Origin of the sequence: Ensifer sp. WSM1721, assembly GCF_000513895.2 — a bacterium.
GTDB lineage: Bacteria > Pseudomonadota > Alphaproteobacteria > Rhizobiales > Rhizobiaceae > Sinorhizobium.
This window is the reverse complement of the sequence record NZ_CP165784.1, coordinates 1-26,303: the sequence shown is the minus strand read 5'-3', so window position 1 is coordinate 26,303 and position 26,303 is coordinate 1. Positions and strand designations below refer to the sequence as shown.

Genomic DNA, 26,303 nt, shown 5'->3' with positions numbered 1-26,303 from the left:
GGTTCGAGCAATGGCCGCGCAAACAACGCATTTCAAAGTGGACAATGGTGACATGACCCTCATCGAGACTGGCGAGGGGCGAATGATTTTGGTCGACATCAATATAAGAGCGGCTGCGGATGACCCGGAAGGCGATGCACCCGACGTGGCGAAGCAGTTGAGAAAGCGTCTCGAACGCGACGAAAGTGGTCGTCTCTACGTGGATGCGTTTCTCCTTACCCATCCCGACAACGATCACTGCCGCGGTTTGCAGAAGCATTTTCACCTTGGTCCGCTCGATGAGTTGAGTGAAGACGACGACAAGATCGTTATCCGGGAGATGTGGTCCTCGCCGATCGTCTTCCGGCGGGCTTCACGACATCACACGCTCTGCCAAGACGCCAAAGCATGGGCGAAGGAAGCCCGCCGCCGCGTCAAATTTTTCCGTGCCAACGGCTACGCCTATGACGGCGATCGGATCAAAATTCTTGGGGAAGATAGCGACGGGAAGACCGACGACCTGACGGAAATCCTGGTCAAGGGCGGTGACATTTTTCACACGATCTGTGGCGTGACCGACGCCACTTTTGGGGCACATCTTCTTGCTCCGCTTCTGGCCGACGACGATGAGGAAGCTGATTTTCTCAGCAAGAACAACTCCAGCGTCGTGATGAACATGACCCTTGGCGTAAACGACCTTGCGAACCCCAGCTACTATCTTCTTGGCGGCGACGCCGAAGTTGGCATCTGGGAACGCCTCTGGGATAAATACGGCGAGGAACCGTCGGTCTTTCAATATGATGTTCTAGTCGCGCCGCACCACTGCTCCTGGCATAGCCTGTCTTGGGACAGTTGGTCCGAGTTTGGCGAAGATGCCGAAGTCTCCGAGCACGCAAGAAGTGCGCTGGGACAGCCCTTGGATGGCGCGGCAATCATCGCAAGCAGCAAGGAGATCCTCGACGACGAGGTCGACCCTCCTTGCATCAGAGCCAAGCGAGAGTATCGCACTATCCTTGAGCCTGTGGAGGGGACGTTCACTTGCCTCGGTGAACTTTCGGGTGACGAACCTCTGGAGTTCGAAATCACGACGTCAGGAGGACCGCGACAGAAGGAGCGCAAAGCGAAATCCAACCCGGCAGCACCGGCGATCATCGGGCTTGCAGGGGTGGCGGCCGGTAGCTCGAGCGCCCTAGGCGCTCAGCCCTTCAAACACGGGTGATGCGCTTGGACCGGCAGTACTCAGCCGTCCGCCGCGCGGCGCGTCTCATTCAAGCACACCCGCGGGTAGTCCGAGTTGACGACAACATCGACGCGGGCCTGTCAATCGTGGCGCACATTGATACCGGTCTGAACAATCGATGGCGCGCTCGTGGCCATAGCGAGAACGGCGTTTTAGCGGTCGAAGCAGTGACGTTTCAGTTCTCCGAACTCTATCCTCTTGCAGTTCCAGAAGTCACACTTCGACTTGATTTCGACCGATCACATCCTCACCTTTTGCCCGGTCCTGCATCAGATGCGCCTCGGCCGTGCTATCTCGAAGGAAGTCCTCGTGATCTGCTTCGCCAGAGAGGGCCGCAGGGCCTAGTCACGCAACTCGCGGACTGGCTCGAAAAGGCAGCAACGGCCGAACTGATAAACCCAACACAAGGATGGGAACCTATTAGGCGGGATCATCTTGACGACTATGTCGAAGTGGATCCCTCGATCCTTCGCAGCCGTGTCAGTGCCGATGGAGGCGGCGCTTTCTACTATGCGCCATTCACAATGCTCGCCGACGATACCGGTTGGCGATGCTATTGCGCTCATTTCATGGATGAAACACCGCTCAGGTCAGATACGGTCAATTGGTTGAGCGAGCGATTCGGGCAAGTCGGTCTCGGTATCGTTGTTTGGTCCGGCAAGGCCTCGAGTGGCGGCCCTTTCATTGCTAAGCGTTACCTACCTGAAACCGTCTCGAACGTGTCCGATTTGTTTCGGCATGCCAGTGCCATTGGCGTCGCGGCACAACTCCGGGCACAAGTGAACCTACTGCGACAGCGACTGAGAGGTTGGTCCGGATCGTCCCCTATACTCGTCTCTGTGGTTCTCTTGGCACGGCGGCCGCTTCGTGTAATAGGCCAAGATTCGGCGATTGAACTCCTCCCTTATATCATCGAGGTCAAACGCGTGGCCGATCTTGATGAAACAAGCACCCATCCCGTCCGGCTGGCGTGCCAGCGCGACGTTATAAGCGGCACGCTCTTGCAGAGGATGTCCGGAACCGCTGGCGGCGATCCGGCCGACTGGACGTTGATAGGCGCTGGCAGTGTGGGCTCAAAGATCGCCTTGCATCTTGCCCGTGAAGGGCGGGCGCCACAAATGGTTGTCGATAACGGCTCGCTACTACCCCATAATTTCTCGCGCCACGGTCTGTTGCCGCGACCACGTGGTGAAAGCCTCTACGATGGCAAGGCCCAGGCTCTGATCAATGCAATTGGTCTACTGGGGCAACGTACCCTCGGCAATAATCGAGACGCTGTTGCGTTGTGTTCCCTTGCAACAAAGGCGGACCGCGACCGACTTTGGCCACCGGGTACCCGGTTTGTTGTTGATGCGACCGGATCTCCTGCTGTGACAGATGCGCTTTGTCTTCCAGCAGTCGTCAGTTCCAGACCGCGCGCAATTGAGACAAGTCTGATGGCGCGCGGTCACATTGGTTATCTATCTGTTGAGGGACCAGATTCAAATCCCAATTTGCAGGATATCGCCGCAGAGGCCTATCGGATCATCGCGGCTAACGAAAACCTGCGAACCCCGATTTTCGGCAGCCTTGGCGATCGCATTCCACTTGGTCAAGGCTGTTCGACGATAACCGCGCAAATGTCGGATTCAACCTTGTCTGCAACTATTCCTGCGATGTCGATGACGCTTTCGGAGTTCCTACGAGAGGGTCTTCTCACCGAGGCAGGAGAAATTTTTATCGGGGTGGTTGAGCCGAACCTGCTGGGTCAAACCTGGGCCCGCGACTCTGTTCGCCCATTCACCATTGTAGGAGGAAACACAGAAACCGCTCCAGTGGTCCGGATATCCGCTAACGTTGTAGACACTATCGACCGGGCTATTGCTGAGCGCGCAGGGGTTGAGACTGGGGGCGTGCTGATGGGACGCTATAACGAAACCACGAACAGCTTTCACATCGTCGATACGTTGCCACCTCCCGCAGACAGCCAATTTTCCGCAAGCCTGTTTCTGCTTGGTATCGACGGGCTTGCAGAAGCGATCCGGTCATATGTAGAGCGCGCGAATGGAACCATCTTTGCCTTGGGAACGTGGCACAACCATCTGCTCGATAGCCCAGCCTCGCGAACAGACCTCATCTCCGGGCTTGAAATGGCCTTCGCACAGACTTTCCCCGCGCTTCTCCTCATCCGAACACCGCTCGTCTTTCGCGGCCTCGTGATCGACAGCTTTGGCCTGAGCGACACCGATGAGGGCAAAAACAACGTCACAGTAATGGAAGTCTCTGAGGTAACGTCATGATTCCCGGTTTACCTGACACATACACATTGAGAGCGCGGATCATACCGGCCCTCATTGCAGCAATTCCCGTCTTCGTACTTGCCACGTTGTCGGTGCCTTGGGACAGGTTCAGCCTCCCTCAGGTCCTATCCTCTCTCTCTGTGGCTATCTTGCTCTTCGCGTTGTCGGATTTCGCGCGACGTCACGGACGTCGTATCGAACCAAAGATATACGCCAAGGCAGGGGGAAAACCGACGGTCACCATGCTGCGCCACCGTGATTCGACACTTGACGAGGTCACCAAAGCGAAAATCGTTGCCTTCCTCTCATCCAAGATTGCTGAGAGGCCTCCGACAGTTCAGGAAGAGGACTCGGATCCCATTCGCGCCGACGCTTTTTACGAACGTTGTGGGACATGGCTTCGGGAAAACACGCGTGACCAGAAGCGCTTCGCCATCCTGTTCAACGATAACGTTACCTATGGCTATCGCAGGAACCTCCTGGGGCTCAAACCGATCGCACTGACCCTAAACACAATCGTGCTGTTGGCTGGCTTGGCGGTTTTGTTCTACCGTTGGGATTTAGGAATCGCTGACGAGTTGAACGGCAAAATGCTTGGTGTTGCCATTATTGCATTTTTTCACTCAGTATACCTTACATTAGGCGTGACTGAATCTTCCGTGGCAGAAGCATCACGCACGTATGCGCGACAGCTTCTCCTATCCTGTGTCGCTCTCAGTGAGGGCGACGGGCCTAAAAGCAGGAAACCGAAATCATCAAGTGCGCGGCCGAGGAAAATCCTAGTGAAATAGAGCAACTGGCTGCGGTCTGGAAAGGCTAGCTGCGGCGCATCGCTTTCTTAGGTAGCATTTTTGAGCAACGATAACAAATCGTTCGAAACTTTAACCGGAGCTGCCTTTGGTCAATCGGTCCACTCATATCGTCGATGGCTTCCTTGCGCTTCGTAGCGCCCGCGCCGCGGCAGCAAGAGAGCGAGCCATTGGTCGTGAGGTATTGACCTTGCCCCTTCTCGCCGCGCGCTTGGTCGGCGGCTTCGCAACACCTGCCGGAACCGATGTGCTGTTTCCGGCGATCCATGCGGCCTTGGCCTCTGGCGGTTTTCGTGCCATCGGCGCCATTGCGGGATTGCCTGGAATGCCGCGTGCGGTGATGCAGACTTTGGATAGCGCCTGGCGAGCAGACCTTGATCTATCGGAGACAGCTGGCGTAGCGGCACGGTTCCATGACCTCGAATTGATCGAGGAGCGCATCCGCGAGCACATTCCTTCACCACATATGCTGCCGCGCGATCTTCGCGATGCCGCCGTCAAACGGGTGCATCTCGCACGTGCCCTGCTTGGACGCGTGAGGCTTGTTGGGATTGTAGAGGTCGATCCGCTCTGGCGTCCGCTCCTTAATGAGATGGCCCGCGTCACGGAACTCTCCTGGGACCTACCCCAACCCCTCGAGCAGCCGTGGTTCGAGGGAAAGGTCCGAAGAAGAGCGACGATAGCCCCGATCCATACCTCAGCCGAGGCGAGCGCTGACCCGAAGTCGGAGGTGATCGAGGCACTGCGATGGGCGCGGCAACTGTTGGCAAGCGGTGAGGTCAGGGCGGAGGACGTCGCAATCGCCTCAACCTCAACACAAGATTGGGACGACCACTTTTTGGCCTACTCCGAGAGCGCGGCACTGCCCATCCATTTTTCTCACGGCATCCCGGCATTGAGTAGAGCTGAGGGCCAGGCATGCGCGGCGTTGGCAGATATTCTTGGAAACGGCCTTAGTCAGGAGCGCATTTGGCGCATGGTCCGCCGCCTCCCGGCCCGTCCATTCGGGCAATTGCTACCCGACGACTGGTACATCGCGATCCCACGGAATGCGGGCTTGAGAACGTTCGATCAGTGGCGGGAGGCACTCGCGGTGGCGAGACCGCGGCGTGCCAGCGGCGAACGTGCCGAACAAATCCTGCTACCCGTCCTTGAGCTTCTCGCGCGCGGGCCGGAAGCTGCAAGCGAAGCAGGAACGCGACTTCTAAGTGGGGCAAGCCTGGCGATGTGGGAGGAGGCGCTGAGAAGTGCTCCGCCGCATGCTATCTCGCTCTCGCTGCAAGCTCTCCGCGTCGCCGATCAGCGTGATCCGGCCAATAGCATCGTTTGGTGTCCAGCGTCGCAGCTCGCCGCATGTCCGCGCCCATATACCCGGCTTCTTGGTCTCAACAGTCGCTCCTGGCCCCGCTCAGAAAACGACGACCCGCTGATACCGCATCATCTGCTCGACCGCCGAGAACTTCATCCCGTCGGAATAGCCGAGCGCGACCGGCTTCATTTTGAGATCATCCGCGCACATACAAAGCAGCAGCTTGTTCTATCGCGTTCGCTGCGTAACGCCAAAGGCGGACTTCAATCCGCGAGCTCGTTGTGGCCGGCTAACGAGGGCGTGCACAAGCGCGATCGTATTCCAGAACATGCATTTAGCGAAGCGGACAGGCTTTTGGCACGAGCCCGAGATGCCGGCAAGTTGGCTCATGTTCGCCAGAGCCAGCTCTGCTGGCGAAACTGGCACCGACCCTCCAAACTGACACAGCACGACGGATTGACGGATGCCAATCACCCGGCAATTGAAGCAGCGTTGGCGAGAGTCCAATCAACCACATCGCTGCAGCGGCTGTTGCGTGATCCCCTTGGGTTTGTCTGGCGCTATGCATTGGGTTGGCGACCAATGAAATTGGAGCCCGAACCACTTCAGCTCGATGCCACATCGTTCGGAGAACTCGTGCATGAGCTGATCAGTCGCGCGATAGCCGCACTCGAGCCGCTGCCCGGTTTTGCGCGAGCGACTGGTAACGAGATAGAAGCTGCCATCACCAACGCTTCCGCGGCGATTTTAAACGCTTGGCCTTTGGAGCGATCCGTTCCGCCAGCGATCCTTTGGCGCCACACAGTGAATGAGGCGGCGCGCCGGACGGCGAGTGGGCTTTCCGCAGACAGGCAGGTGCGTTCCGATACGCGCAGTTGGACCGAAGTGCCATTTGGGCAGGGAAGCGCGGCGTTGAAAGAAGTACCGTGGGATACGACAGTCAACGTCCCCATCGGAGAAACCGGTTTGATCTTCGGCGGCCGCATCGATCGGATTGATATTCGCGCCACAGGAGATGCGGCGAGGATCACGGACTACAAGAGCACCAAACCGCCACCAAGACAGCAGCGCATCACGCTGGGACAGGGGAGAGAACTCCAGCGCGTGCTCTACGCGATCGCGGTACGGACGCTCCTGCCGGAGGTAAGAAGCGTCGTCGCGCGTCTGATCTATCTCGCTGATGATCCAGCAACCTTTGAACTAAAGGGGGACGAGCTCGACGCCGCCGTGAGCGAGGCCGCGGGATATTTGTTAGGGGCGATGGCAATCTTGCGCAGCGGGCGGATTGCACCGCGTTGGGAGCAGGACGCTCATTATGATGACATGCGGCTTGCTCTGCCCGCGGACCGTGAAAGCTATCTTCGTCGCAAAGCCTCTGAGTTCCGCGAGGCGAACTACCAGGTCACCCGACTCTGGAGCGCCTCGACATGACGCTCATAGACCAGGACGCGCGTTGCCGGGCAATGACGGATTTCTCATCGATCCTGCTTGTGGAAGCGGCGGCTGGAACGGGCAAAACGTCGCTTATGGCTGGCCGCGTGGCGATGATGCTAGCCTCCGGACATGTGCCGGCCCATATCGCGGCGATCACGTTCACCGAGCTGGCGGCCGGGCAACTCGCTGGGCGGATCAAGCAAACTATTGAAGCCCTACTTCGAGGCGAAGTCCCTGCTTTCCTCAAAGCAGTTTTTCCGCATGGTCTCTCCGATAAACAGCGAGACGCGCTCGTCGACGCCTCTCCAAAACTGGATGAATTGACAGCGACGACCATTCACGGATTTTGCCAGACGATCATCCGCAGTCACGGTGTTCAAGCAGGCCTTGATCCGGGAGCTCGAGTCGTGGATGCCACCGTCGCTGACAATCTATTCATGGCCGAGCTCTCGGCATGGTTCTCGCGACGGCTTGCGGCAGACGCATCCACGGACGACCCTATCGTCGTGCTGGCGCAGGAAATTCCGCTGCAGGTCGTGGATCTTATTCGCGAGCTTGCGGTCCTGCGTCGCAAGCATCCGGACGCAAAGCCAGTCCCACCGCCGTCCGGCGGCAGACCCGACATCGATTTTGTGCAGGCCGTTGATGAATTCGATCGCTGGTGTGCAAGCCGTAATGGCGAGGAGGCTTGGCTTCGGGAAATCGCCAATGAACTGCGTCTGCTTGCCGGGCGCTACCAAGACTGCATCCCCCGCAGCAGGGATTTCACGTCCCTATGGCGGCTTTGCGATCGTGGACCTGGTCGCCTTTTCGCGGGAAAAGGCCTTGAGTTTAAGTCATACAGGGAGGTCGCAAGCGGCTTTGGTGCTGATCGAGAAGATCTCGCCAACCAGCAAATACGCGCACGTTACGACGCGACCGACACTGCGTGGAAAGGACTCATAGGTCACATCGCAAGCACGTTGGTCTGCTCGCTATCAAACACGCTTGAAGAGTTGCTGGACAGTTACCAGGAGCGTAAGCGAGCGGCGGCTGTTTTGGACTTCGATGACCTCTTGATCCACGTTCGGTCGTTGGTCCGTGACCACGAGGAGGTGCGTCAGGCGATCGGCCAGCGCTATCGATACATTCTGGTCGATGAGTTCCAGGACACGGACCGCATCCAAAACGAAATTCTGTTCTCGATCGCTGCAACAGAGGAGCGACCGGCACAATGGCAGACTGCGGTGCTGCGGGCTGGAGCGCTTTTTCTGGTCGGGGATCCGAAACAAGCCATCTATCGCTTTCGAGGCGCCGACATCGAAGCATATGAACTCTGCCGCCGGCTCATCGAAGATCAGGAGCATGGAGCCGTGCTCGAAGTGACGGCCAATTTCCGGTCGCTCAAGCCAATAATAGACCATGTGAACGCATGCTTCGAACCCGTGTTCGCGAAGCCTTCGCAGCCTCGATACGTCGCTCTCGCATCAACGCTGGTCGATGCGTCCCTCACTCTGCCCCGTGTTGCGCGGTTCACCATCGAAATCGAAACTAGCGGACGCATCTATGCAGAGACCTTTCGCGAAGCAGAGGCTAAACGGGTCGCGGACATCTGCGCCGCCCTGGTCGGAAACGTTAGCATTCCACGTGCCGACAAGACCCACATGCCACTGCGCGCAGGCGACATCGCGCTTCTGTCCCCGGGTCACACCGAACTGTGGCGTTATGAACGCGCGCTCGAGCAGCGCGGAATTGCGGTCTCCTCGCAAGCTGGCCAGACCTTAATGCGGCGCCAGGAGACCCAGGACATATTGGCGCTGCTGCGCGTTCTTGCGGACTCCTCCGATACGCTAGCTTTCGGTGCCCTGATGCGGGGGCCGCTAGTCGGTTTGAGCGAACAGGATCTCCTCGATATCACCGCTCACCTCTCCCCAGACGGTAACGAGCAAACCTTTTTCACCGTCCGTACCGACCCCGAACTCGTGCAGCATCAGGTGGCGCGAGAGGTCCTATTGGAACTGCAACGGCTGCGACGACGGGCTTCGATCGTAACACCGAGCATGATCCTGGCGGAGGCCGTGGAGCGGCTGAACGTTCGTGTCATCGTGGCGGCACGGCATGGCAGCCGCAACGCTCGCGCGCTGGCCAATCTTGACGCGCTAATCGAAAGAGCGCGCAGTTATGCGGTTGCCGGCCTACGTGCCTTCGTCCGCGACCTTCAAAATGATTGGGAGCGTAGAGCCCGTGCACCCGAAGGGCGCCTCGACGCAGCGGACCATGCTGTGGAGATTGTCACCATCCACAGCGCGAAAGGTTTGGAATGGCCGGTCGTGATCCTGGTGAATTCGACAACTGAACTCTACCGACCAGATCAATTCGTGCACCGGCAGTCGGATAACAGTCTGCATTGGATGCTCGGCGGGATCGCTCCGCCGGAGCTAGCCGCTGCGCGTGCGGCGGAAGGCCTGGAGGATGCCAATCAGCGGGAGCGGATATGGTATGTGGCGTGCACTCGCGCGCGGGAGTTTCTGTTGCTTCCCTATATACCTCAGGCATCCAAGGATTCCTGGTTCAGCTCCATCGATCTCCGCCAGCGCGACCTTCCGGAGTTGGATCTCTCGCCATTCAAACCGGTGGACGCCCCGCAATCCCCCTCTACAGCGAATGAGCAGTCGTCTGAAGCATTTGCTGCCGAACAGCGCTCGGTCGAGAAGGCAGCACCGCCGCTCATCTGGCATCGACCGAGCGAGCATGACGGCGACCATCTCGCGGACCCGTTTGACGGGGTCATCATTCTGGAGAGCCATGCTGAACGTCTTGAGGTTACCGGCGCCGGGGCGCGCCGCGGCGTAATCCTGCACAAGTTAATGGAGGAGCTTCTCACAGGTGAACTCAATGAGGAGCTCGACGCGAGCATTTCCCGGGCTAGCCAGTTGCTCGATCAATTGACCTCCGGAACCAATGTCGAGGAGCCGCTGCCTGACCCTGCCGAAATGGCGGCCGCTGCGCTGCGCGCACTCGCTTTGCCACCGATAGCCGAGATGAGGCCTTATCTTGTTCCCGAAATTGCGATCTGGGCGACCGATGAGGACGGTCTTATTTCCGGTCGGGCCGATGCATTGGCGGTCGTGGAAGGGCGGATTGATGCCGCGATCGATTGGAAGTCGGATGTGAACCCCGGCCGTGCCGTCCGCCAGTCTCACACGCGACAGCTGCTCGATTATTTGTCAGCAACTGGCGCAACCCGAGGCGCTATCGTCTACCTGAGCAGTGGTGAAATCGTCTGGGTACATCACGAGAACAGGCCCATCTCGTAGCTGAATTCTCGTTCACTCGTTCATTTTTTCATCGTACCCCCCATGCCCGAAACCTCCCCCTGCCGGTCATCTCGCGCAGCCCAAGCTTCTCGACGATCCGGAGCGCCGCCCGCGGCGTCACCTTTAGCGTTTCGGCGACCATGGCCTGCGCCAGTTCGGCAAGGTCGCGCCGGGCTTCGAGCAGATCGACGCGGCCGTGCAGCTATTCGAGGATCGCCGGCCGGGGCCGCGTTCGCTGGTCGTCAGCACCACGCCCTCCTTTGCCGCCTGCTGGCTTATGTCACGCCTCGGCGGCTTCGCTTCGCAGCATCCCGAGATCGAGATTCGAATTGAGACCTCGGTGCAGCTCGCGGACATGGCGAGCGGCATGGTGGACGTGGCAATCCGGCACGGTTCCGGCGACTATCCCGGCCTCGATGCCGCGTTGCTGTTCTCGCCTCGGTTCGTGGCGGTCGCAAGCCCGTCGCTCCTGCTCGATGGCCCTTTGAACGATCCGGCCGAATGCCTGCTATCCGCTCCTGCAGGATCGCGACCGGGCCGACTGGCCGGCCTGGCTCGAAGCGCAGGGCGTCAAGCCGGCTCGCAACGCGACGAAGGGGCCGAGCTACGCTGACGACGCATTGCTGATCCAGGGCGTCATTGCCGGCTAGGGCCTCGCCATCGTGCGGGATATTTATGCCGCCCGCGCTTTGGATGGCGGGTGTATCATGCTCGCGATCGGCTGCCGGCAGGATACTTCAAGGCAAAACTGCCTCATCAGTCCCGCTCTCTCCATGGTCACGACCTTGGTGATATCAGCCCGGCCGAGCGGCGAAGAATTGCGGTGCACCTTCCTGACGATTTCAGCAGTCTGCCGTTCACCAAGCGGGAGGAGATCCTCGACTGGGTGCGCCGGGTCATCGTCTCGGGCTCGACCGACTATCGACGCTACCAGGCTGCAGCCAGCAAACAGCGTTACGCGATCCGCTTTCCAGGCGTCACCTATGGCGGAACAGCGCTGCCGCCTCGAGCCACCTTGGCAACCAGCGCGAACCAAAATGTCGCCGAACCATTCGAAGATCCTGATCTCCTGTCAGGCGTCGTGATGCACCGCCGCGACTCGCAATGGAAATGGCTGACCTGATCTGGTTCAAGACCTCGACACTGACGGCGATTGGCTTCCAGCGGAACGGGGTGTGGGGCGAGGAAACCGCATCGCAGAAGATCGAACATCTTGGCCTGATGTTCGGAGCGCTGGCCGCCTCACCCGCAGGTGTCGTCAAAGGCCGAGGCGTGCCACTCAGCCAACGGACCTTCGGCCTGCTGATCTTCCCCGGCGTCTGGGACTGGTATTTGCAATGGCGAGAACAGCGCCGTGGATTCTACCCCAAATGGGAAGAAGACATGTTGATGGTTGCTCAGGCGCTGACCCGCTCGGAGGTTGGCTGGATCCGCCAGCATCCCGAGCTCTTGAGGAATGTACGACCGACCGAAGGATTGATCGCACCGGAGGAGATCGAGTTTGCTGCTCGCGACTGGCATGGCGCCTGCGATGCGTTTCATCGGCACGCTTCTTCGGGCAGAAGCCGTTCCGGTTGATCCTGCCGGACCTGCTCGACCTCTACAAGTACCTCGAAGCCTATATCGATCGTCATCGCGGTGTGCTGCTCGGCCCGGCAAAAGATCCCGGCACGCTCTTCGTCAAGACGGTGAAGACAACCAGTCTGGATGCGGCATACGACTCCACCAAGTTCTACGAAGCCTGGCGGACCGTGATCCAGCGATACGGGATCTACAATCCTTACACCGGTCGCGGCGCTATCAAAGGCTTGCTGCCGCACGGCCCTCACAATCTTCGAGACATTCTGGCGACCCACATCCTCAAGCAGACGGGATCCTGCGAACAGGCAAGCTATGCGATCCAGGACACGCCGGATGTGGTGCAGCAGCACTACGGGCGTTTTCTGCCTCAGGACAAGGCCGCCCTTGCTGCCCGGATTCTGAATCAGGTATGGGAGGCAGCATAACTTCCCTTTCAAACCTTGATGGATATAGCACTTAGTGCTATATAAACAGATGTCAAGAACGAGTGTTCAAAACAGGGTGGTTCGCCAAGGCGGCGAAGAAAGCGCGAATCTCCGACAAGGCGCTGTCGAAGGCAATCCGTCAGGTTGCCCTTGGACAGGCCGACGATCTCGGCGGTGGCGTCTTCAAGAAGCGGCTCAACGACAACAAAGGCTGGAGAGTTCTGGGTGTTCGCCTATCTCTTCGCCAAGAAGGATCGGGCGAACATCGATGACGACGAGCTTCTGGCATTTCCGGAAGCTCGCCGATCTCTACCGTTGCAAGACAAAACCGACCTGGAAGCGGAACTCGAGATCGGTGCCCTGTTGGAGATAGACCATGGCGACTAAACGCAAGTTCAAGAGTGATGCCTTCGAAGCAATCCATAGTGCGGTCGAAGGCATGTTCGCCGCCGGGACCATCGACAAGGAAACGATGCGGACCTTCGATGAAGATTGCCTTGTGATACCGCGGGAACTGACGCCTGACGAGATCAAGGCGCTCCGCGAGAAGAATCATGTTAGCCAGCCGGTCTTTGCCCGTTATCTGAACACGAGCCAGTCGACGGTCCAGAAATGGGAAACTGGCGCCAAGCGGCCGAGCGGGCCGGCGCTCAAGCTTCTGTCGCTGGTGCAGAAACACGGGCTGCAGATGCTTGCGTAACTGGATCTTCCGCTCCGTACGTAAAATCCGAACTCTCGAGCAGGTTCGAGACGACGTGTGTCTACCGCAGGGTACAAGTTATCGTATATTCCCGGTGACAAAGCACCTAGGCCGACATAGCCTGGCGGCATGAACGCTGAAAGCTGGTCCGATCAGGAAAACGACGCAATCGTCGCCGTCTATTTTGAAATGCTGAGGGATGATCTGGCTGGTCGGGCCCACACACAAGGCGATGACCAACAGGACCCTTCAGCAGTTACTTGGGCGACCCAAGGGCTCGATCGAGTTCAAGAACTGCAACATCTCGGCTGCCCTGGTCGGCTTTGGGCTCCCGTTTATCCAAGGCTATCAGCCTCGCTTCAATTTCCAGATGTCTCTGGCGGAAGCCGTTTCGAGATGGGTCGCGAAGAACCCGTCGTTTGAGGCCTTAAGCGCAGGCCAAGGTTGCACAGGGTTTTGCTGATGCGCCAACGCTGTTCTTCGGTGTGCCGCCGACGATGCAGAATGCTCCTCCTCCGGCCGAACTGTCACAGCTCGAAGCAATTGCCCGCAGATTTGATGTGGCGGGAAGGGATGAGAGAAACCGTTCCCTCGGAAAGGCCGGCGAAGAGCGTGTTTTCCATCATGAACGCGCACATCTTCAAGCCTCAGGTCGAAGGGATCTGGCAGCGAGGGTCCGTTGGGTATCTCAGGAAGACGGTGATGGTCTTGGCTATGATATTGCCAGTTTCGCGCCGAATGGGTCGCCACGTCTCATCGAAGTGAAGACGACGAACGGGTGGGAGCGCATGCCTTTCTACATCTCGAGAAACGAGCTGGAAGTCGCAGACGCTCGGCGACATGAATGGAGTCTGGTGCGACTGTTCGACTTCTCCCGGAATGCGAGAGCTTTCGAGCTCCGGCCGCCTCTCGAAGCCCATGTTCTTTGATAGCAACGCAATACCAAGCTTCATTCAATTGAATGGCGCTGCGAAGCGGTGATCCTCAATCAGGTTTGGGGAATTGCCCGACGTCAAACTGGCGGCGGCGATCTGGCGACCCGCATCACCCCCGACGCCATCGACCCATCAAGGTTTCAGTTATTGCAGTTACCGATGATGCGCACTATATTGCGACCAAGGAGACATCACCATGGCCAGCCAGATCGTTCATTTCGCCGGATTGTCGGATCGTGACCGTAAAGCAGCCTCGCCCTTGCCGAAGTTGACTGCGGGCGACAGGCTGGAACTTCATGTTCGCCGCGAAGGCGGCCAGGAGCGGACGCTCTCGATTCCGCCCTCGGCCGCCGCGGCAGTTGAGGCTCTTCTGGCGCACATGCTGCGCGGCGAGCGCGTCGCGGTGCTGGCCGAAGACCAGGAATTAAGCCCGACCGAGGCGTCAGCCATTCTCGGCATCTCTCGTCCGCTCGTCGTCCTGCGCATGGATCGGGGCGACCTGCCGTTCCGCTATGTGGGGAAACACCGCCGCGCCTTGCTGAAGGACGTGCTCGCGCTGAAATCCAGGCTCGACGCCCGACAGGTCGCGATGGAAGCGCTTGCCGAAGACACCGAGGATCTCATTCAGACCCATGGCCTCTAAACCGCCTGTCGCGGTCTATGATGCCTGCGTCCTCTATCCCTTCCATCTACGCAACGTCCTGATCCAGTGCGCCTTCGACGGCCTCGTCGAGGCGCGCTGGACCGACGACATCCATGATGAGTGGATGCGCAATCTCGCCGCCAATACTCATGCTTTGCCCTTAGAACGTCTGGAGGCCACGCGTGACAGGATGAAGGCCGTCCTGCCGGACGCAGACGTGGCGAACTATCGCCCGTTGGTCGCGAATCTCAAACTACCTGACCCTGACGATCGGCATGTGCTCGCAGCCGCCATTGCCGGGAAGCCTCCGTCATCGTCACCTGGAACCTCAAGGATTTTCCAAAGCGGGACCTCCTTCCCTACGGTGTAACCAGTCAGTCGCCGGATGATTTCCTGACCGATCTCCATGCGGCGTTTCCCGATGCGCTCATCTCCAGCGTCCGACGTGCGCGGCGCAATCTGCGCAAGACAACGCCATCGGTTGAAGCGTTCGTCGACGCGCTTGAGCAAAACGGGTTGAAGAAATTTTCAGATGTGCTTCGCCGCAACATCTCCTCGCTGAACGGAGCCGGCGAGGTCCAAATGTAGCACAGCTACCGGGATACTCCGCACGCGGTAGTTGGCAACCTTATTCCCCATCAACGTCCGCCTCGGCCGAAAGCGGCTCATTCTGAACAGAATGCCGACTGAGCAGCCCCGCATCCTCAAGTGCCTCGATGTCGGGTAGGTCGCGCAGCGTCTCCATCCCGAAGGCCGAAAGGAAATGCTTTGTCGTGACGTAGGTATAGGGCGCGCCGGGCGTCGGGCTGCGCGGCCCGGACGACAGAAACCCCGTACCACGAAGCGCAGCGATGGTGTCGCGACTGACCTCCTTACCGAAGATCTTTGACAGCTCTCCGCGGGTGACCGGCTGAAAATATCCCACCGCCGTGAGCACCATCGCCTCGAATTCCGACAACGCCGCGACCGCTGAGAGCGTCGGTGCGGTGGAAGCGCGGATGGTTTCGCCGAAGCGCGCCCGGGTACGGTGCTGCCAGCCGCCGGCGACGGCAACCAGTTCATAGGGTCGATCGCGCAGTTCTTCCTGGAGATCGTCGATCAGCAGGTCGATGCTGCAATCGCGGCCAATGACCCGCGCGAGCGTCTCGCGGCTCACCGGCTCGGCCGAGGCGAAGATCACCGCCTCGACACGCAACATCCATTCGCGCCAGCGCAGCTCCGGCGGCAGGTCCTCAAGTTCACGGTCATAGAGGATTTCATCCTCCGACCGCGATTTGCTTCCACGACGTGTATTGCCAGCGCTCCGTCCTGCCATCGTCACAAACCGTAAATCCGGAAGGACGGGCGGCCGGAGAGTTCCCGCACGGCGCCAAATCCTTCGAGCCGTTCGAACAGCCGGGTCGCGGCCCAGCGGGACAGATCGCTGCCGGGCGCCGACGCCGGCACGGCATCCTCCTCGAGCAGCGTCTGGATCACCGGCGCGGCACCCTTCGTCCGAATCTTCGGCGCCACGGTCAGAAGGACGTCGGCCCGTCGCGCGATCTCGCCGGCCAACCGCAGGGCGCTGCCTGCTCCTTCGACCAGGGCTAGACAGACGGCGCGCGGGAAAGCGGGTTCGCCCGGCCGCACGCGTCCCCTGCCCCCGAGCGTCCGGAAGGCCGGCCCATAACGCTCCGCCATCAGCAGCGGCACGGGCCGGTCCCATTTCAGCAGCGCGGCGATTAGCAGGTCAGCCAGCGCCCAGGCGAGCGGCTCGGCATCCGGGCGCGCGGCATGGATCGCGCTCACCAAGTCCGCGGCGGCGAACGGCGCGGGACGACCGGACTGCAGGGCATCGTCGAGGTGGTCGATGGCGGCCGCCAGCCGGTTGTCCCAGGCCAGCCCGAGCAGATCGGCCAGCTCGGCCACGCCTTTCGAGGAAAAGCCGGGTTTTCGGCTGGCGATTCTTTTGTAGGCCGAAAACACCTTTCCGGCGGGACCGGGATCGTCGCCCGCCGCGGTCAGCAGCACGGCGTCGCGCAGCGCTGCTTCGTCCTCATTGCGGCCCATCAGCCGCACGGCCGCCGTGGCGCATTTCAGAGCCTGGCGCGCGCGCCAGCAGCCGGCCCAAATCGGTTCGCTACGAACCAAATCATCCAAGCATTTCAGGGCGATGCCGGCGACGAAGGCGGCGTCCGCTTCCGTCAGTTCGCGCCCGCGCGGCAACGCCCAAGCCGGCAACTGGGCGGGCGGCAGAGAGATCGAAGCAGCGGGGTTGGCGAGCGAATCCATGCCGCGCAGCATATATCATGTGTGCAGTTTCTGCCACCCATTGTCGTATAAACCGCACCGCTTGTCTTTAATTTAGAACGACTGATAAGTTTGCCTTATCGTTCGTTTTGCTCTTTATAGAGTGGAGCCCGGCGATTGCCGAAAAAATCGCTGCAATCGACGGCCATTTGCGCTTCTTTCCGTCGGCAAAGAAGATTATATAGCTAGACAGCCTAGCTAGATTGGAGCGGATCGATGGAATGGCAGCTGCAGGACGCCAAGAACCAGTTCTCGAAGGTGGTGCAGAAGGCGCGCCACGAAGGCCCGCAGGAAATTACCGTGCGCGGCGAGCGCACGGCCGTCGTGCTGTCCGCCCGCGACTATGACGCTTTGCGCGCCGGTCGGCCGACGCTCGTCGACGATCTGCTCGGCGGTCCCGCGTGGGACGATGAGCTCGCCGACACGGTGGATATACGCGCCAAGACTCCAAGCCGCGACGTGGCCTTCTGATGTATCTGCTGGACACCAACATCGTCTCGGAGGCCCGGCGCGGTACGCCGCAGGCGATCGCTTGGCTGCGCTCGGTCGACCCACTCAGCGTTCATCTCAGCGCGCTGACCCTCGGCGGAATCATGCGCGGCATTGCCCTGAAGCAGAAGTCCGACCCCAAGGCTGCCGCTCACCTCACAGAATGGCTGCGCAAGCTGCGTCGCGACCATAGCGATCGCATCCTGCCGGTAACCGACCAGATCGCCGTCGAATGGGGCCGCATCGCCGCGATCGGGCCGCGCAGCGAGGTCGATGGGTTGATCGCCGCGACCGCAATCGTTCACGACCTGATTCTCGTTACGCGCAACGTCAAGGATTTCGAAGACACGGACGCAGCTGTGATCAATCCATGGGAGGCGCCGGCGTGAGCGGACCAGTGACCTACTCAAAATCGCCAGACACGGACCATCCCGGCCCAAACGATATCAGTGTCGACACGACCCCTGGCACCACTCCCCTCCCCTCTTCCGCGGCGCAAGCGAGCACCACCTTGCCGGCGCATCTCGAAGGGCTCGCCGATCGGGCGCGCGGCTACGTCGAAGCAGCGAGTTCCGCCAACACCCGCAGAGCCTATGCCGCCGACTGGAAGCATTTCTCCGCCTGGTGCCGGCGCGCGAACCTGACTCCCCTCCCCCCGGACCCGCACCTCGTCAGTCTCTACATTACCGCCTGCGCGTCGGGTACCGCGGAGCGCGGCATGAAGCCCAACACCGTCTCGACCATCGAGCGGCGGTTGGCGGCAATCGGGTGGAACTGCACGCAACGCGGCATGTCGCTCGATCGCAAGGATCGCGCGATCGCCACCGTGATGGCCGGCATTCGCAATAAACACGCAACCCCGCCCCGGCAGAAGGAAGCGATCCTGCCCGAAGACCTGATCGCCATGCTGGAGACGCTCGACCGTGGGGCCCTGCGCGGCATCCGGGACCGGGCGATGCTGCTGATCGGGTTCGCCGGCGGCCTCCGGCGCTCCGAGATCGTCGGGCTCGACCTCGGCCGCGACCAGACCGAAGACGGGCGCGGGTGGATCGAGATCCTCGACAAGGGCGCACTGTTGACGCTGCGCGGCAAGACCGGCTGGCGCGAGGTAGAGGTCGGCCGCGGCTCCTCCGACACCACCTGCCCTGTCGCGGCCGTTGAAACCTGGATCAAGTTCGCGAAGATCGCCAAAGGCCCCCTTTTCCGCCGCGTGACCGGCCGGGGCAAAGATGTGGGCCCGGAGCGCCTGAACGACCAGGAGGTGGCGCGCCTCGTCAAGAAAACGGCCTTGGCCGCCGGCGTGCGCGGCGATCTTTCGGAAGTCGAGCGAGTCCAGAAGTTCGCGGGCCATTCGCTGCGCGCGGGCCTTGCCTCCTCGGCCGAGGTCGACGAGCGTCACGTGCAGAAGCAGCTCGGCCACGCCAGCGCAGAAATGACCCGCAAATACCAGCGCCGTCGCGATCGGTTCCGCGTCAACTTGACGAAAGCGGCAGGGCTATAGCTCCCCCTCCCCTGCTATGGCCCTTTTAGGGATCATTTGAACACGGCGTGGCGGTTTGAGGCGTTCCATGATTTCAAGCTTCTGATGTGGACAGCAGCGAATTGGGCCCGGATGGCCGCCGGCGTTGGGGCACCTCAAGCGTCCGTTGTTAGACTAGGCGACACCTTCTAGATTGGAACGACACTTTGGAGAGTGGAACATGGCGCTCAAGCGGATGGACAACGTAGGAATCGCCGTCGAGGAACTTGGAAAAACGATTGATTTCTTTCGCGAACTCGGCTTCGAGCTCGAAGGGCGGGCCACGATCGAAGGCGAATGGGCCGGACGTGTCACTGGACTGGGCGATCAGCGTGTCGAGATTGCCATGATGCGCACACCGGACGGCCACAGCCGGCTCGAGCTCTCCCGCTTCCTCACGCCCCCTGTCGTTTCTCATGGGACTCGCCCAGAACTCAGCTGAGCGCAATACGAAGACAGATGGCGAAGAGCGACCTGCGGAACGGTCCGAAAAAACGTGCTGGAGCGAGCACAACGCCCCCAAACCAGAGAAGCCTCTTAGATCTTTGAACCGCGTCGGGAGCGCTGTGCGATGCTCGAAAGCTCGACATTCTTGCCCGCGAAACCCTCGACGATCTTCAACGTGCCCCCGGAGTGTCGACAGCGTCATATCGTTTGCTCCGCATTCAAGCAGACCAATAGATCGAGGCTGGAAAAGCGCTAGACACGTCTTCTTGCGTGCTTCCAGCGAGGCCCGCAATTCACGAAGATTGTGGGCCGTGACAAGCTCCTCGGCCGGCTTGGCAACGGCGCGCTGTTCGTCTTCGGGAAGCGTCTGTATCGGCTTGTAAATCCTAGCCTTAAGGAAGGGCGACCGAGGCGTTGGCCAAATCAAGGCCGCGCAGAAGTCTGCCTATGGCAGACCTCGTCCGCCTACAGTCATCTACGGCTCCCGACGGTTCGCCGCATGCGGCCGGACCAAGAAAGTCCCCGCTTCGACTACCCGAAGACCGCCTGATCGGTGGCAATCCATTCATCAAACCCCGACCTCACCTTGCGCGAATTTCGCGGGCTGGCTTGAACATTTGCCTGGGCGCACGTCACGTGGCGGTTCGAAATGGTCGCCGTTGTCGGTGAAAACCTGATCGACCGCGCCCGCCGCTCGGGATTGATGGCCAGGCGCCGGCTAACAACACTATGGCCTTCAGAAGCACGGAATCCGCCATCCGCTCAGACACCATCCACTGGCGGCGCGTCGAAGACGTTCGGGGCTCCAGTCGAGTCGCGTTGTTTCAGGACACGGGCTATATCGTCCCACGTGTCTCATCACGACTTCGGCCTCTGCAGGCTCTTCAACAGCCCATCTGATACCCATTGCACTTGGGCTTCACTCAGCGTTCCGACGCTATCAGATAAGACCTGATAACCATAAAGGAGCGTCCTTAAAACCCCTTTCCTTCCAACAAGTTAGAGCAGTGGTCAGCTGACCACTACGAAGATCTCCAATTCGACACACTGCTCATGAGAATATGGCTCGGACTCGCAATGGAAACCTCAGCCCCTCCTTGTACCCCCTTCAGCCACGAAATATTCCGCGGACCCAGGGAGATTTCCGAGCGCTTACTCGCGTGTTCCCCAGCCATGGCTAGACCGATTTGCGATTTGACTGGATCGGGATTCCGTTTACTTCGCACGTCAGATTGGATTGAACGAGCCGTGGAGGTTTGTTCGATGGGTGGGGCCTCTTCTATGGATTTGCGTTACGGGCGATGGATCGGATTGCTGCCCGGGGTAGACATATCATGAAGTCGCCGCGGCGCTGAAGGCTGCTCCCTCGAGCAAGATCAAGTGGGCGAAACGCCAGCGCTGACACTGGCAGTGTCGCGCTGGACAAGAACGGCGGTCGCCTATAAGCCTGGATTGCCGGCGAGCACAGCATCCGGGTGCGCGAGGTCTGAGGAGCGCGGCGGAAAGTCCATGCGGGCAATGTAGCCACTTTCTGCAAGCTTCAAGAAACGTATGGCTCGCCCGTCCGCAAGCGGTCTGAAGAAGCCTGATCAATCTGCACCAACGTACCCGGTCTCAAGGCATGCCTTGGCCAAGATGGAGCTCCGCACGCCCTGATCCTCATAAACGCTCCGGCGAGGTCCGCCATCTTTTTGGTCGGGTTTTCAAGGCGTCGTCTAACTGTCAGGCCATCTTCCTCATTCCACCCGCAGATTTTCGCGAGGCAGCAACGCCGCGATTACAGGGCGGCCCCCGCGTATTCGAACGCAACACGTTTCTGCAAGACCGCCCAAATGATCCGCGCCATCTTTGCCGCCAACGCGACCACGACGACATTCGGATGGGCGCGCGCGATCAGCCCGCGTAGCCACGAGCCGGTTGCGGTCTGGGTTCGCGCCAGATGCGGCATGGCTGCCCTTGCACCATGGATCAGCATGCGGCGCAGATATGCGTTCCCACGTTTGCTGATGCCCAGCAGCCGAGGCTTTCCACCCGTGGTCATCTGCCGCGGCACCAGCCCCAGCCAGGCCGCGAGATCTCGGCCGCGAGCAAACGCCTGCGCTTCGTCGATCGCCGCGACAAAGGCAGTGGCGTTCAACGATCCTATGCCGGGAATCGATTCCAGTCGCTGACACGCGGCATCATTGCGGGCAAAAGCAGTGAACTCATCGTCAAACGCGGTGTTGCGCTTGGTGAGGTCACGAAGGTCCTGCGACATCTGTTCGAGCAAATGTCGGATCCGATCGCTCAACAGATCGCCGCTGTTTTCGATCATCTGCGGAAGGATGCTCTCGAGCTTCTTACGGCCCTGGGGAAGGGTGATGCCGCTCTCCAGGAGAATTGCACGCAGTTGATTGATCAGGGCAGTCCGCTCACCGACCAGACGATCTCTGGCGCGATGGAGGCTCTGCAGGTCGAGTTGCTCCTCGCTCTTGAGCGCGACGAACCGCATCGTTGGTCGGGTCGCGGCTTCGGGAATTGCCTCAGCGTCGCGATCGTCATTCTTCTGCGCCTTCCCTCCCGTTTGAACGGTGGAAGCGCCATCAGAGCAAGATCGACTCCAATCGCCTGGTCTTCATTGATGACGCCTCGGTGAAGACCAACATGGCTCCGCTCCGAAAGCTTGGGCGAGCGCGGCGAGCCATTGATCACTCATGTCATAGGAGGACGATGACTTACGTCGCGGCTCTCCGAAGCGCCCGGATCAATGCGCCATGGATCCTCAACCCGGCCCCAACGCCAATGTATGTTGAGAAGGGCACTCGAAAGGACGCTGTCGCTGAGTGCCATCGTCCTCCGCGACAATCCCGGTAACCACAAGAGCCTGGCGGTGTGCCGGGCTATTCGAAAGAGAGGGCCAAGACCGCTGCCGCCTTACGGCCCCGACCTGAATCACATCGAGCAACTCTTCTCTAATATCAAATAGGCCTTGCGCACCGCGATGCCCCGATCGCGTCCATCTTCTCCCCGAATGCGATTTGCTGCATTAGATTGTTGGTATAACTCCGTGGACCCGCCCGGCCGGTTCGCTTGATCCCCTGCCCGCCCCTAACCAGATCAGCGATTGCGAGGACCACCATCGAGTCAATCGCCGTGGATCATTGTCCACCTCTACCAACCCGAGCAGCCTCCGCGCGTAACGCTCTCCTTGGCTAATTTGAGCAAACCGCATCACTTAGTCCCTTAGCTTTCAGCGGGTTAGAACTGTGGTCAACTGACCACCACAAAAAACCGCGTTCGGCCCCCGTGCGCCAAGATTAAACTTCGTGGTCGCGATCATAAAAACCTACCCGGCCCTCAAGCTCGCCTGCCCATTGGTCTTCAACAACGCCATTATCATCGGGCCAAGGGAGAATTCGTCGCGCTCGCTTCGCCGTGTAAGATTCCGCAGGTAGCCGCCGGCCGAGTTGATGAAGTTCGCACGCTCCAAGATGCAGGCGACCGCCGCGGCCGCATTTTCCGGCCCCATAGCCTCACAGGCCTCCTGATAGGCCGACGGGCTCACGCCCAGCATAGATCGAACGACGACCGCGGCCGACATCAGATCGCGCCAATTTCCGATTGTGCCGCCCGGTGCATAGTCCGATATCGTCGGGCATGCTTTCAACACCACACCCAACGGGAACGCCTTTTTTGACTCTCTCTTCGGCCGGCGCATTTCGCTCGGCTTCGCACCCAGCTCTTTTCCAGAGCTAGGTTCAAGTTCATAAGTGGATTCGGACTCTGAACTCTGTATGTGCTGCTCACTGTGAGCATCATTGGTGCTATTATTTTTGGAATCTTCCTGAATTTCCAATCGATTGACTATCTCCTCGCGAAGCATCTCCATTTCTTCGAGGGTCGCCGTGACGTCGGCAAGTGTCGGAACACGCGGAATTCTGCTCACAAGCGCCACATAGATATCCTCGATCGCCTGCCAGTCGCCTTCTGCGCCCTCTTTCATAGCCGCCGTAATTAGCTTCCGGACGTCACGTCGGCAAATCGTTAGGCTCTCTTTGGCTTTCCTGAACGCTGTTCGATTGGCGATCACTTGTTGTGCCAGTTTCGCCAACTCTTCGGAACGCGCGAGGAGCGGCGACAAGTCGAAGCCGAAGGCGCACTCTATCTGGCCATTGCAGTCCTTGCGGGCGTAGCGCTTTCCATTGGCACTATCCTTTCGGACGATTAGACCTGCCTCCACCAGCAGGGCGATGTGTCTGCGCAAAGTCGCGCCCGCCATCGCATGCGCTCGAAGCGCAAGCTGGGCATTCGAGGGAAAGACGATCATTTGTGCGTCCTGGCGCAACTCGTTGTCAGGATAAAAACTCAACAGCGCATCAAGGATCGCGAGGCTATTGGACTGAATCCCGAGCAGCTCCATGGCGGCGGAAATGTCCCTGAATACCTTCCATTTGTCCGCGGTCTTGCCTTGTTTGATCTCGGCCAATGCCGTCTGGCGCCGCACGAGCGCGAGCGTCATCGGCCGCCGCCCGAATGGCGTCGTCACACTTCCCGTTTGCATCCTCTTTCACCTTTCAGAAGGCAAAAGAAATTCGCTCACCATAACGGCGCCAAAGACTCTTGACGAAGATTCGAGGAAATGCGATTCTGTTCGTGCTAAAGAGACAGAAGGGCTTCCACGACGGCGACGTTGAGGGGGCTCTTTTCTTTTGCGGGTTACTCTCCCTGTTTGCGTTGAATCTTGGCGCGGTGCTCTTGATAGAGCGCCGGCAAATGCTCGAGTACGAAAGCCGCAAAGTCAGGCGTGGCTTTCCTGTCGATCGTGATTTCCAGCTTGGACTTGCTCTGTGTAACCTGCGCAAGTCTGTCTCCATCAGGAGACGACATGACGCCCGGCAGCCCACGCGTGGTCCGACGAGGCTTCAGTTGGCCAATCACTGCCTTGAACCGGTCTGCCGACGGCAGCGCTTGTACCTCTTCCGAGGTCGCAAATATGATCGCCTCCGATGGAGAAGGGGCCTTTTCGAACAACTCTGCCAGCTGCTGCCAGCTTGGGCGTCCAACACCCGGAGCGGCGCCGATAGCATCGATCAGTTCTGAGGGGAGGGCGTCGACAAGCAGGAGCATCTTGGACAGATTGCTTTTGTCGATTGACATGGCAGCGATGACGATCTCTCGTGCAAACTGCTTATTGAGCCGATGTGCGAAGCGCGCCTTCTCGATGAAGGTAAGATCTTCACGCTCATTGTTTTCCTGCCCCTGCGCTACGACAAGTTGCTCGTCCGTCAGTTCGCGAACGACCGCCTTTACAGGAAGGCCCAGATCTGCAACGGCCCGCAGTCGGCGGTGGCCGAAGGCAACCTGATATCGGCCGGGCTGGTCGGGATGAGGTCTCACGAGGATCGGGACCTGCTGCCCTTGCTCGCGTATCGACGCGAGGAGACCATCGATGTCCCCTTGCATCCGATCCTGCACGAAAGAGGGCTCGATCGACGAGGCGTCCAGTTCCACCACAGCCTGACCTTCGGCAAGACGTCGCTCAATCTCCTCGGCCCGGCCGAGACGATCATTTTGCTCGCGCAATGCGTTGCCAATGTTCGCGGTCAGTTTCGTTGCCGGATTGCGCTCTTTCCTGGTCACGCCGAGGAGCGGCATGGAGCGGCTCTTGGCCGTCCTGTTTTCGACAGACGGCATGTCGGCGGTGTCTGTTGATACTCCAAGGATGTGCTTTCGGCTCATGTGGATCTACCCCATGCTTTTTTGATCAGAGTTTCGATCTCGTCATTGACAGCGTTCATTGCCTCCAAGGCTCGATCATAGGTCGAGCGCGTAAATTGGCTGCGCTCCACTTCGAAAAGGGTCTGGTTCGTCAAGCCGGCATCGGAAACCGCGGTCGTTTTAAGCATAGGGAAATTAAGGACATTTTCACCGAAGATAGACCGGAGATAACCCACCATCTGGTTTTGCGGACCATCGCTCGGTTCGAAACGGGTTATCAGGTAGCGCATCCAATTAAACTTGAACTCGGCGCCGGCGTTCTCGATTTCCCGCAGCAAGTTCGATGTCATTGCCAGGAACTGGTTCATCGACATCACGTCCAGCATCTGCGGATGCACAGTGACCAGAATGGACGTTGCGGCCGTTAAAGCCGACAGCGTGAGGTAGCCTAGCTGAGGCGGGCAGTCGATGACGACGACATCATAGTTGTCCGCGATGTCTTCAATGACTTGACTGATCCGGCCGTAGAAGAGGGTGTCGCCTTCTTTCCGCTTCATCAGAGCACGCGGGGTGTCGTGCTCGAATTCCATCAATTCGAGGTTCCCTGGGATCAGGTGGAGATCGGGAATGTAGGTTCCGCGGACGACTTGCTCGACCGATACCTGCTCCTCATCGTACCTGATGGCGCCGTAAAGCGTTTCGTTTGGACCAACGTCCGTTTCCGGTTGACTGCCGAAGAGGGCTGAAAGGCTTGCCTGAGGATCGAGATCGATTGCCAGGATACGGTACCCGCGCATTGCCAGATACTGTGCCAGATGCGCGGCGGTGGTCGTCTTGCCCGACCCGCCTTTGAAATTCATCACGGAGATAACCTGCAACTGCTCGCCGTCTCGACGATGCGGCAGGTAACGTCGGTTCCCGCGGCCAACCTGATCCATGTGTTTGCGGAGGGCATGGATATCTTCAATGGAAAAAGTCCGCCGTCCTCCCGGGCTCATGCTGACATTCAACTCCGGCATTTCTGAAGCGGTCTGCCGTAGATAAGATTCCCCGACGCCCAGCAGCTTGGATGCCTCTGAAGGGGCGAATGTTCGAATCCCCTTCTCGGAGGTCGGGGGAAAAACCTTGAGATGATGTGCTTGGAGTTGACTGGAGAGCGCGTCGGCATGACGCTCCATCAATGCGGTCAACCCTTCAACAACAGGAGTTGCTTTTGCGGCGGTCTTCGCCAT

At 59.5% G+C, this 26,303-nt stretch carries 18 protein-coding genes and 8 pseudogenes; 18 read left to right on the top strand and 8 right to left on the bottom strand.

What is annotated here, in order from left to right:
• Positions 1 to 10 precede the first annotated feature (10 nt).
• The 5 genes from M728_RS25615 to M728_RS25595 all read left to right on the top strand — a co-directional run bounded on the left by M728_RS25615 (position 11) and on the right by M728_RS25595 (position 10,346).
• Positions 11 to 1,198, top strand: a complete 1,188-nt coding sequence (locus M728_RS25615) for a hypothetical protein (protein ID WP_026621595.1) — start codon at positions 11 to 13, stop codon at positions 1,196 to 1,198.
• Positions 1,198 to 3,498, top strand: a complete 2,301-nt coding sequence (locus M728_RS25610) for a hypothetical protein (RefSeq protein ID WP_084044597.1) — start codon at positions 1,198 to 1,200, stop codon at positions 3,496 to 3,498. Before M728_RS25615 ends, M728_RS25610 begins: the two co-directional genes overlap by 1 nt.
• Complete coding sequence (locus M728_RS25605) at positions 3,495 to 4,289, top strand: hypothetical protein (protein ID WP_051440948.1); 795 nt, start codon at positions 3,495 to 3,497, stop codon at positions 4,287 to 4,289. The genes M728_RS25610 and M728_RS25605 overlap by 4 nt, the downstream gene beginning before the upstream one ends.
• A 106-nt stretch (positions 4,290 to 4,395) precedes the next feature.
• On the top strand, positions 4,396 to 7,047 hold the full coding sequence (locus M728_RS25600) for a PD-(D/E)XK nuclease family protein (protein WP_034883927.1): 2,652 nt from the start codon (positions 4,396 to 4,398) through the stop codon (positions 7,045 to 7,047).
• Entirely contained in the window at positions 7,044 to 10,346 is a 3,303-nt protein-coding gene (locus M728_RS25595) for an exodeoxyribonuclease V subunit beta (protein WP_026621597.1), read from the top strand. The genes M728_RS25600 and M728_RS25595 overlap by 4 nt, the downstream gene beginning before the upstream one ends.
• A 28-nt stretch (positions 10,347 to 10,374) precedes the next feature.
• Here the strand turns inward: M728_RS25595 and M728_RS25590 are convergent.
• Positions 10,375 to 10,527: pseudogene (locus tag M728_RS25590) on the bottom strand (helix-turn-helix domain-containing protein); the annotation flags it as partial.
• Positions 10,528 to 10,542: 15 nt separating this feature from the next.
• Here M728_RS25590 and M728_RS25585 point away from each other — a divergent pair.
• The 7 genes and pseudogenes from M728_RS25585 to M728_RS25555 all read left to right on the top strand — a co-directional run bounded on the left by M728_RS25585 (position 10,543) and on the right by M728_RS25555 (position 15,000).
• Positions 10,543 to 10,959: a LysR substrate-binding domain-containing protein gene (locus tag M728_RS25585; RefSeq protein WP_245269731.1), complete on the top strand. Its 417-nt coding sequence runs from the start codon at positions 10,543 to 10,545 to the stop codon at positions 10,957 to 10,959.
• Between the two features lie 99 nt (positions 10,960 to 11,058).
• A pseudogene (locus M728_RS25580) lies at positions 11,059 to 12,352 on the top strand (hypothetical protein); the annotation flags it as partial.
• Between the two features lie 62 nt (positions 12,353 to 12,414).
• A pseudogene (locus M728_RS25575) lies at positions 12,415 to 12,739 on the top strand (type II toxin-antitoxin system RelE/ParE family toxin).
• Complete coding sequence (locus M728_RS25570) at positions 12,729 to 13,052, top strand: DNA-binding transcriptional regulator (RefSeq protein ID WP_026621600.1); 324 nt, start codon at positions 12,729 to 12,731, stop codon at positions 13,050 to 13,052. The pseudogene M728_RS25575 and the gene M728_RS25570 overlap by 11 nt, the downstream one beginning before the upstream one ends.
• Before the next feature lie 129 nt (positions 13,053 to 13,181).
• Positions 13,182 to 14,013, top strand: a pseudogene (locus tag M728_RS25565) (DUF3883 domain-containing protein).
• A gap of 170 nt (positions 14,014 to 14,183) precedes the next feature.
• Complete coding sequence (locus tag M728_RS25560; protein WP_026621602.1) at positions 14,184 to 14,630, top strand: excisionase; 447 nt, start codon at positions 14,184 to 14,186, stop codon at positions 14,628 to 14,630.
• Positions 14,620 to 15,000: a PIN domain-containing protein gene (locus M728_RS25555; protein ID WP_245269733.1), complete on the top strand. Its 381-nt coding sequence runs from the start codon at positions 14,620 to 14,622 to the stop codon at positions 14,998 to 15,000. Before M728_RS25560 ends, M728_RS25555 begins: the two co-directional genes overlap by 11 nt.
• Before the next feature lie 258 nt (positions 15,001 to 15,258).
• Here M728_RS25555 and M728_RS25550 read toward each other — a convergent pair whose 3' ends face one another.
• Entirely contained in the window at positions 15,259 to 15,945 is a 687-nt protein-coding gene (locus tag M728_RS25550) for an SMC-Scp complex subunit ScpB (protein ID WP_026621603.1), read from the bottom strand.
• 2 nt (positions 15,946 to 15,947) lie between these two features.
• Positions 15,948 to 16,901, bottom strand: a complete 954-nt coding sequence (locus tag M728_RS25545; RefSeq protein WP_026621604.1) for a DUF1403 family protein — start codon at positions 16,899 to 16,901, stop codon at positions 15,948 to 15,950.
• 234 nt (positions 16,902 to 17,135) lie between these two features.
• Between M728_RS25545 and M728_RS25540 the strand changes: the two genes are divergently transcribed.
• The 5 genes and pseudogenes from M728_RS25540 to M728_RS25520 form a co-directional block, all read left to right on the top strand.
• Positions 17,136 to 17,390 carry a type II toxin-antitoxin system Phd/YefM family antitoxin gene (locus tag M728_RS25540; protein ID WP_026621605.1) on the top strand — a complete coding sequence of 85 codons (255 nt, stop codon included), beginning with the start codon at positions 17,136 to 17,138 and terminating at the stop codon, positions 17,388 to 17,390.
• Positions 17,390 to 17,797, top strand: coding sequence for a type II toxin-antitoxin system VapC family toxin (locus tag M728_RS25535; RefSeq protein WP_026621606.1), 408 nt, complete (start codon positions 17,390 to 17,392; stop codon positions 17,795 to 17,797). Before M728_RS25540 ends, M728_RS25535 begins: the two co-directional genes overlap by 1 nt.
• A gap of 56 nt (positions 17,798 to 17,853) precedes the next feature.
• The gene (locus M728_RS25530; RefSeq protein ID WP_370906535.1) at positions 17,854 to 18,909 is read left to right on the top strand and encodes a site-specific integrase; all 1,056 of its coding nucleotides are present in this window, start codon (positions 17,854 to 17,856) and stop codon (positions 18,907 to 18,909) included.
• A gap of 199 nt (positions 18,910 to 19,108) precedes the next feature.
• Positions 19,109 to 19,342 (top strand): annotated as a pseudogene (locus tag M728_RS25525) (VOC family protein); the annotation flags it as partial.
• 545 nt (positions 19,343 to 19,887) lie between these two features.
• Positions 19,888 to 20,083, top strand: a pseudogene (locus M728_RS25520) (recombinase family protein); the annotation flags it as partial.
• Positions 20,084 to 20,108: 25 nt separating this feature from the next.
• Here the strand turns inward: M728_RS25520 and M728_RS25515 are convergent.
• Positions 20,109 to 20,226: pseudogene (locus M728_RS25515) on the bottom strand (recombinase family protein); the annotation flags it as partial.
• Positions 20,227 to 21,151: 925 nt separating this feature from the next.
• Positions 21,152 to 21,928, bottom strand: a pseudogene (locus tag M728_RS25510) (IS110 family transposase); the annotation flags it as partial.
• 192 nt (positions 21,929 to 22,120) lie between these two features.
• Here M728_RS25510 and M728_RS25505 point away from each other — a divergent pair.
• On the top strand, positions 22,121 to 22,339 hold the full coding sequence (locus M728_RS25505) for a transposase (RefSeq protein ID WP_156943481.1): 219 nt from the start codon (positions 22,121 to 22,123) through the stop codon (positions 22,337 to 22,339).
• A gap of 360 nt (positions 22,340 to 22,699) precedes the next feature.
• Here the strand turns inward: M728_RS25505 and repC are convergent, their stop codons facing one another.
• The 3 genes from repC to repA form a co-directional block, all read right to left on the bottom strand.
• Positions 22,700 to 23,914: a plasmid replication protein RepC gene (gene repC, locus M728_RS25500; protein ID WP_026621608.1), complete on the bottom strand. Its 1,215-nt coding sequence runs from the start codon at positions 23,912 to 23,914 to the stop codon at positions 22,700 to 22,702.
• Between the two features lie 155 nt (positions 23,915 to 24,069).
• Complete coding sequence (repB, locus tag M728_RS25495) at positions 24,070 to 25,092, bottom strand: plasmid partitioning protein RepB (RefSeq protein WP_026621609.1); 1,023 nt, start codon at positions 25,090 to 25,092, stop codon at positions 24,070 to 24,072.
• Positions 25,089 to 26,303, bottom strand: a complete 1,215-nt coding sequence (repA, locus tag M728_RS25490; RefSeq protein WP_026621610.1) for a plasmid partitioning protein RepA — start codon at positions 26,301 to 26,303, stop codon at positions 25,089 to 25,091. The genes repB and repA overlap by 4 nt, the downstream gene beginning before the upstream one ends.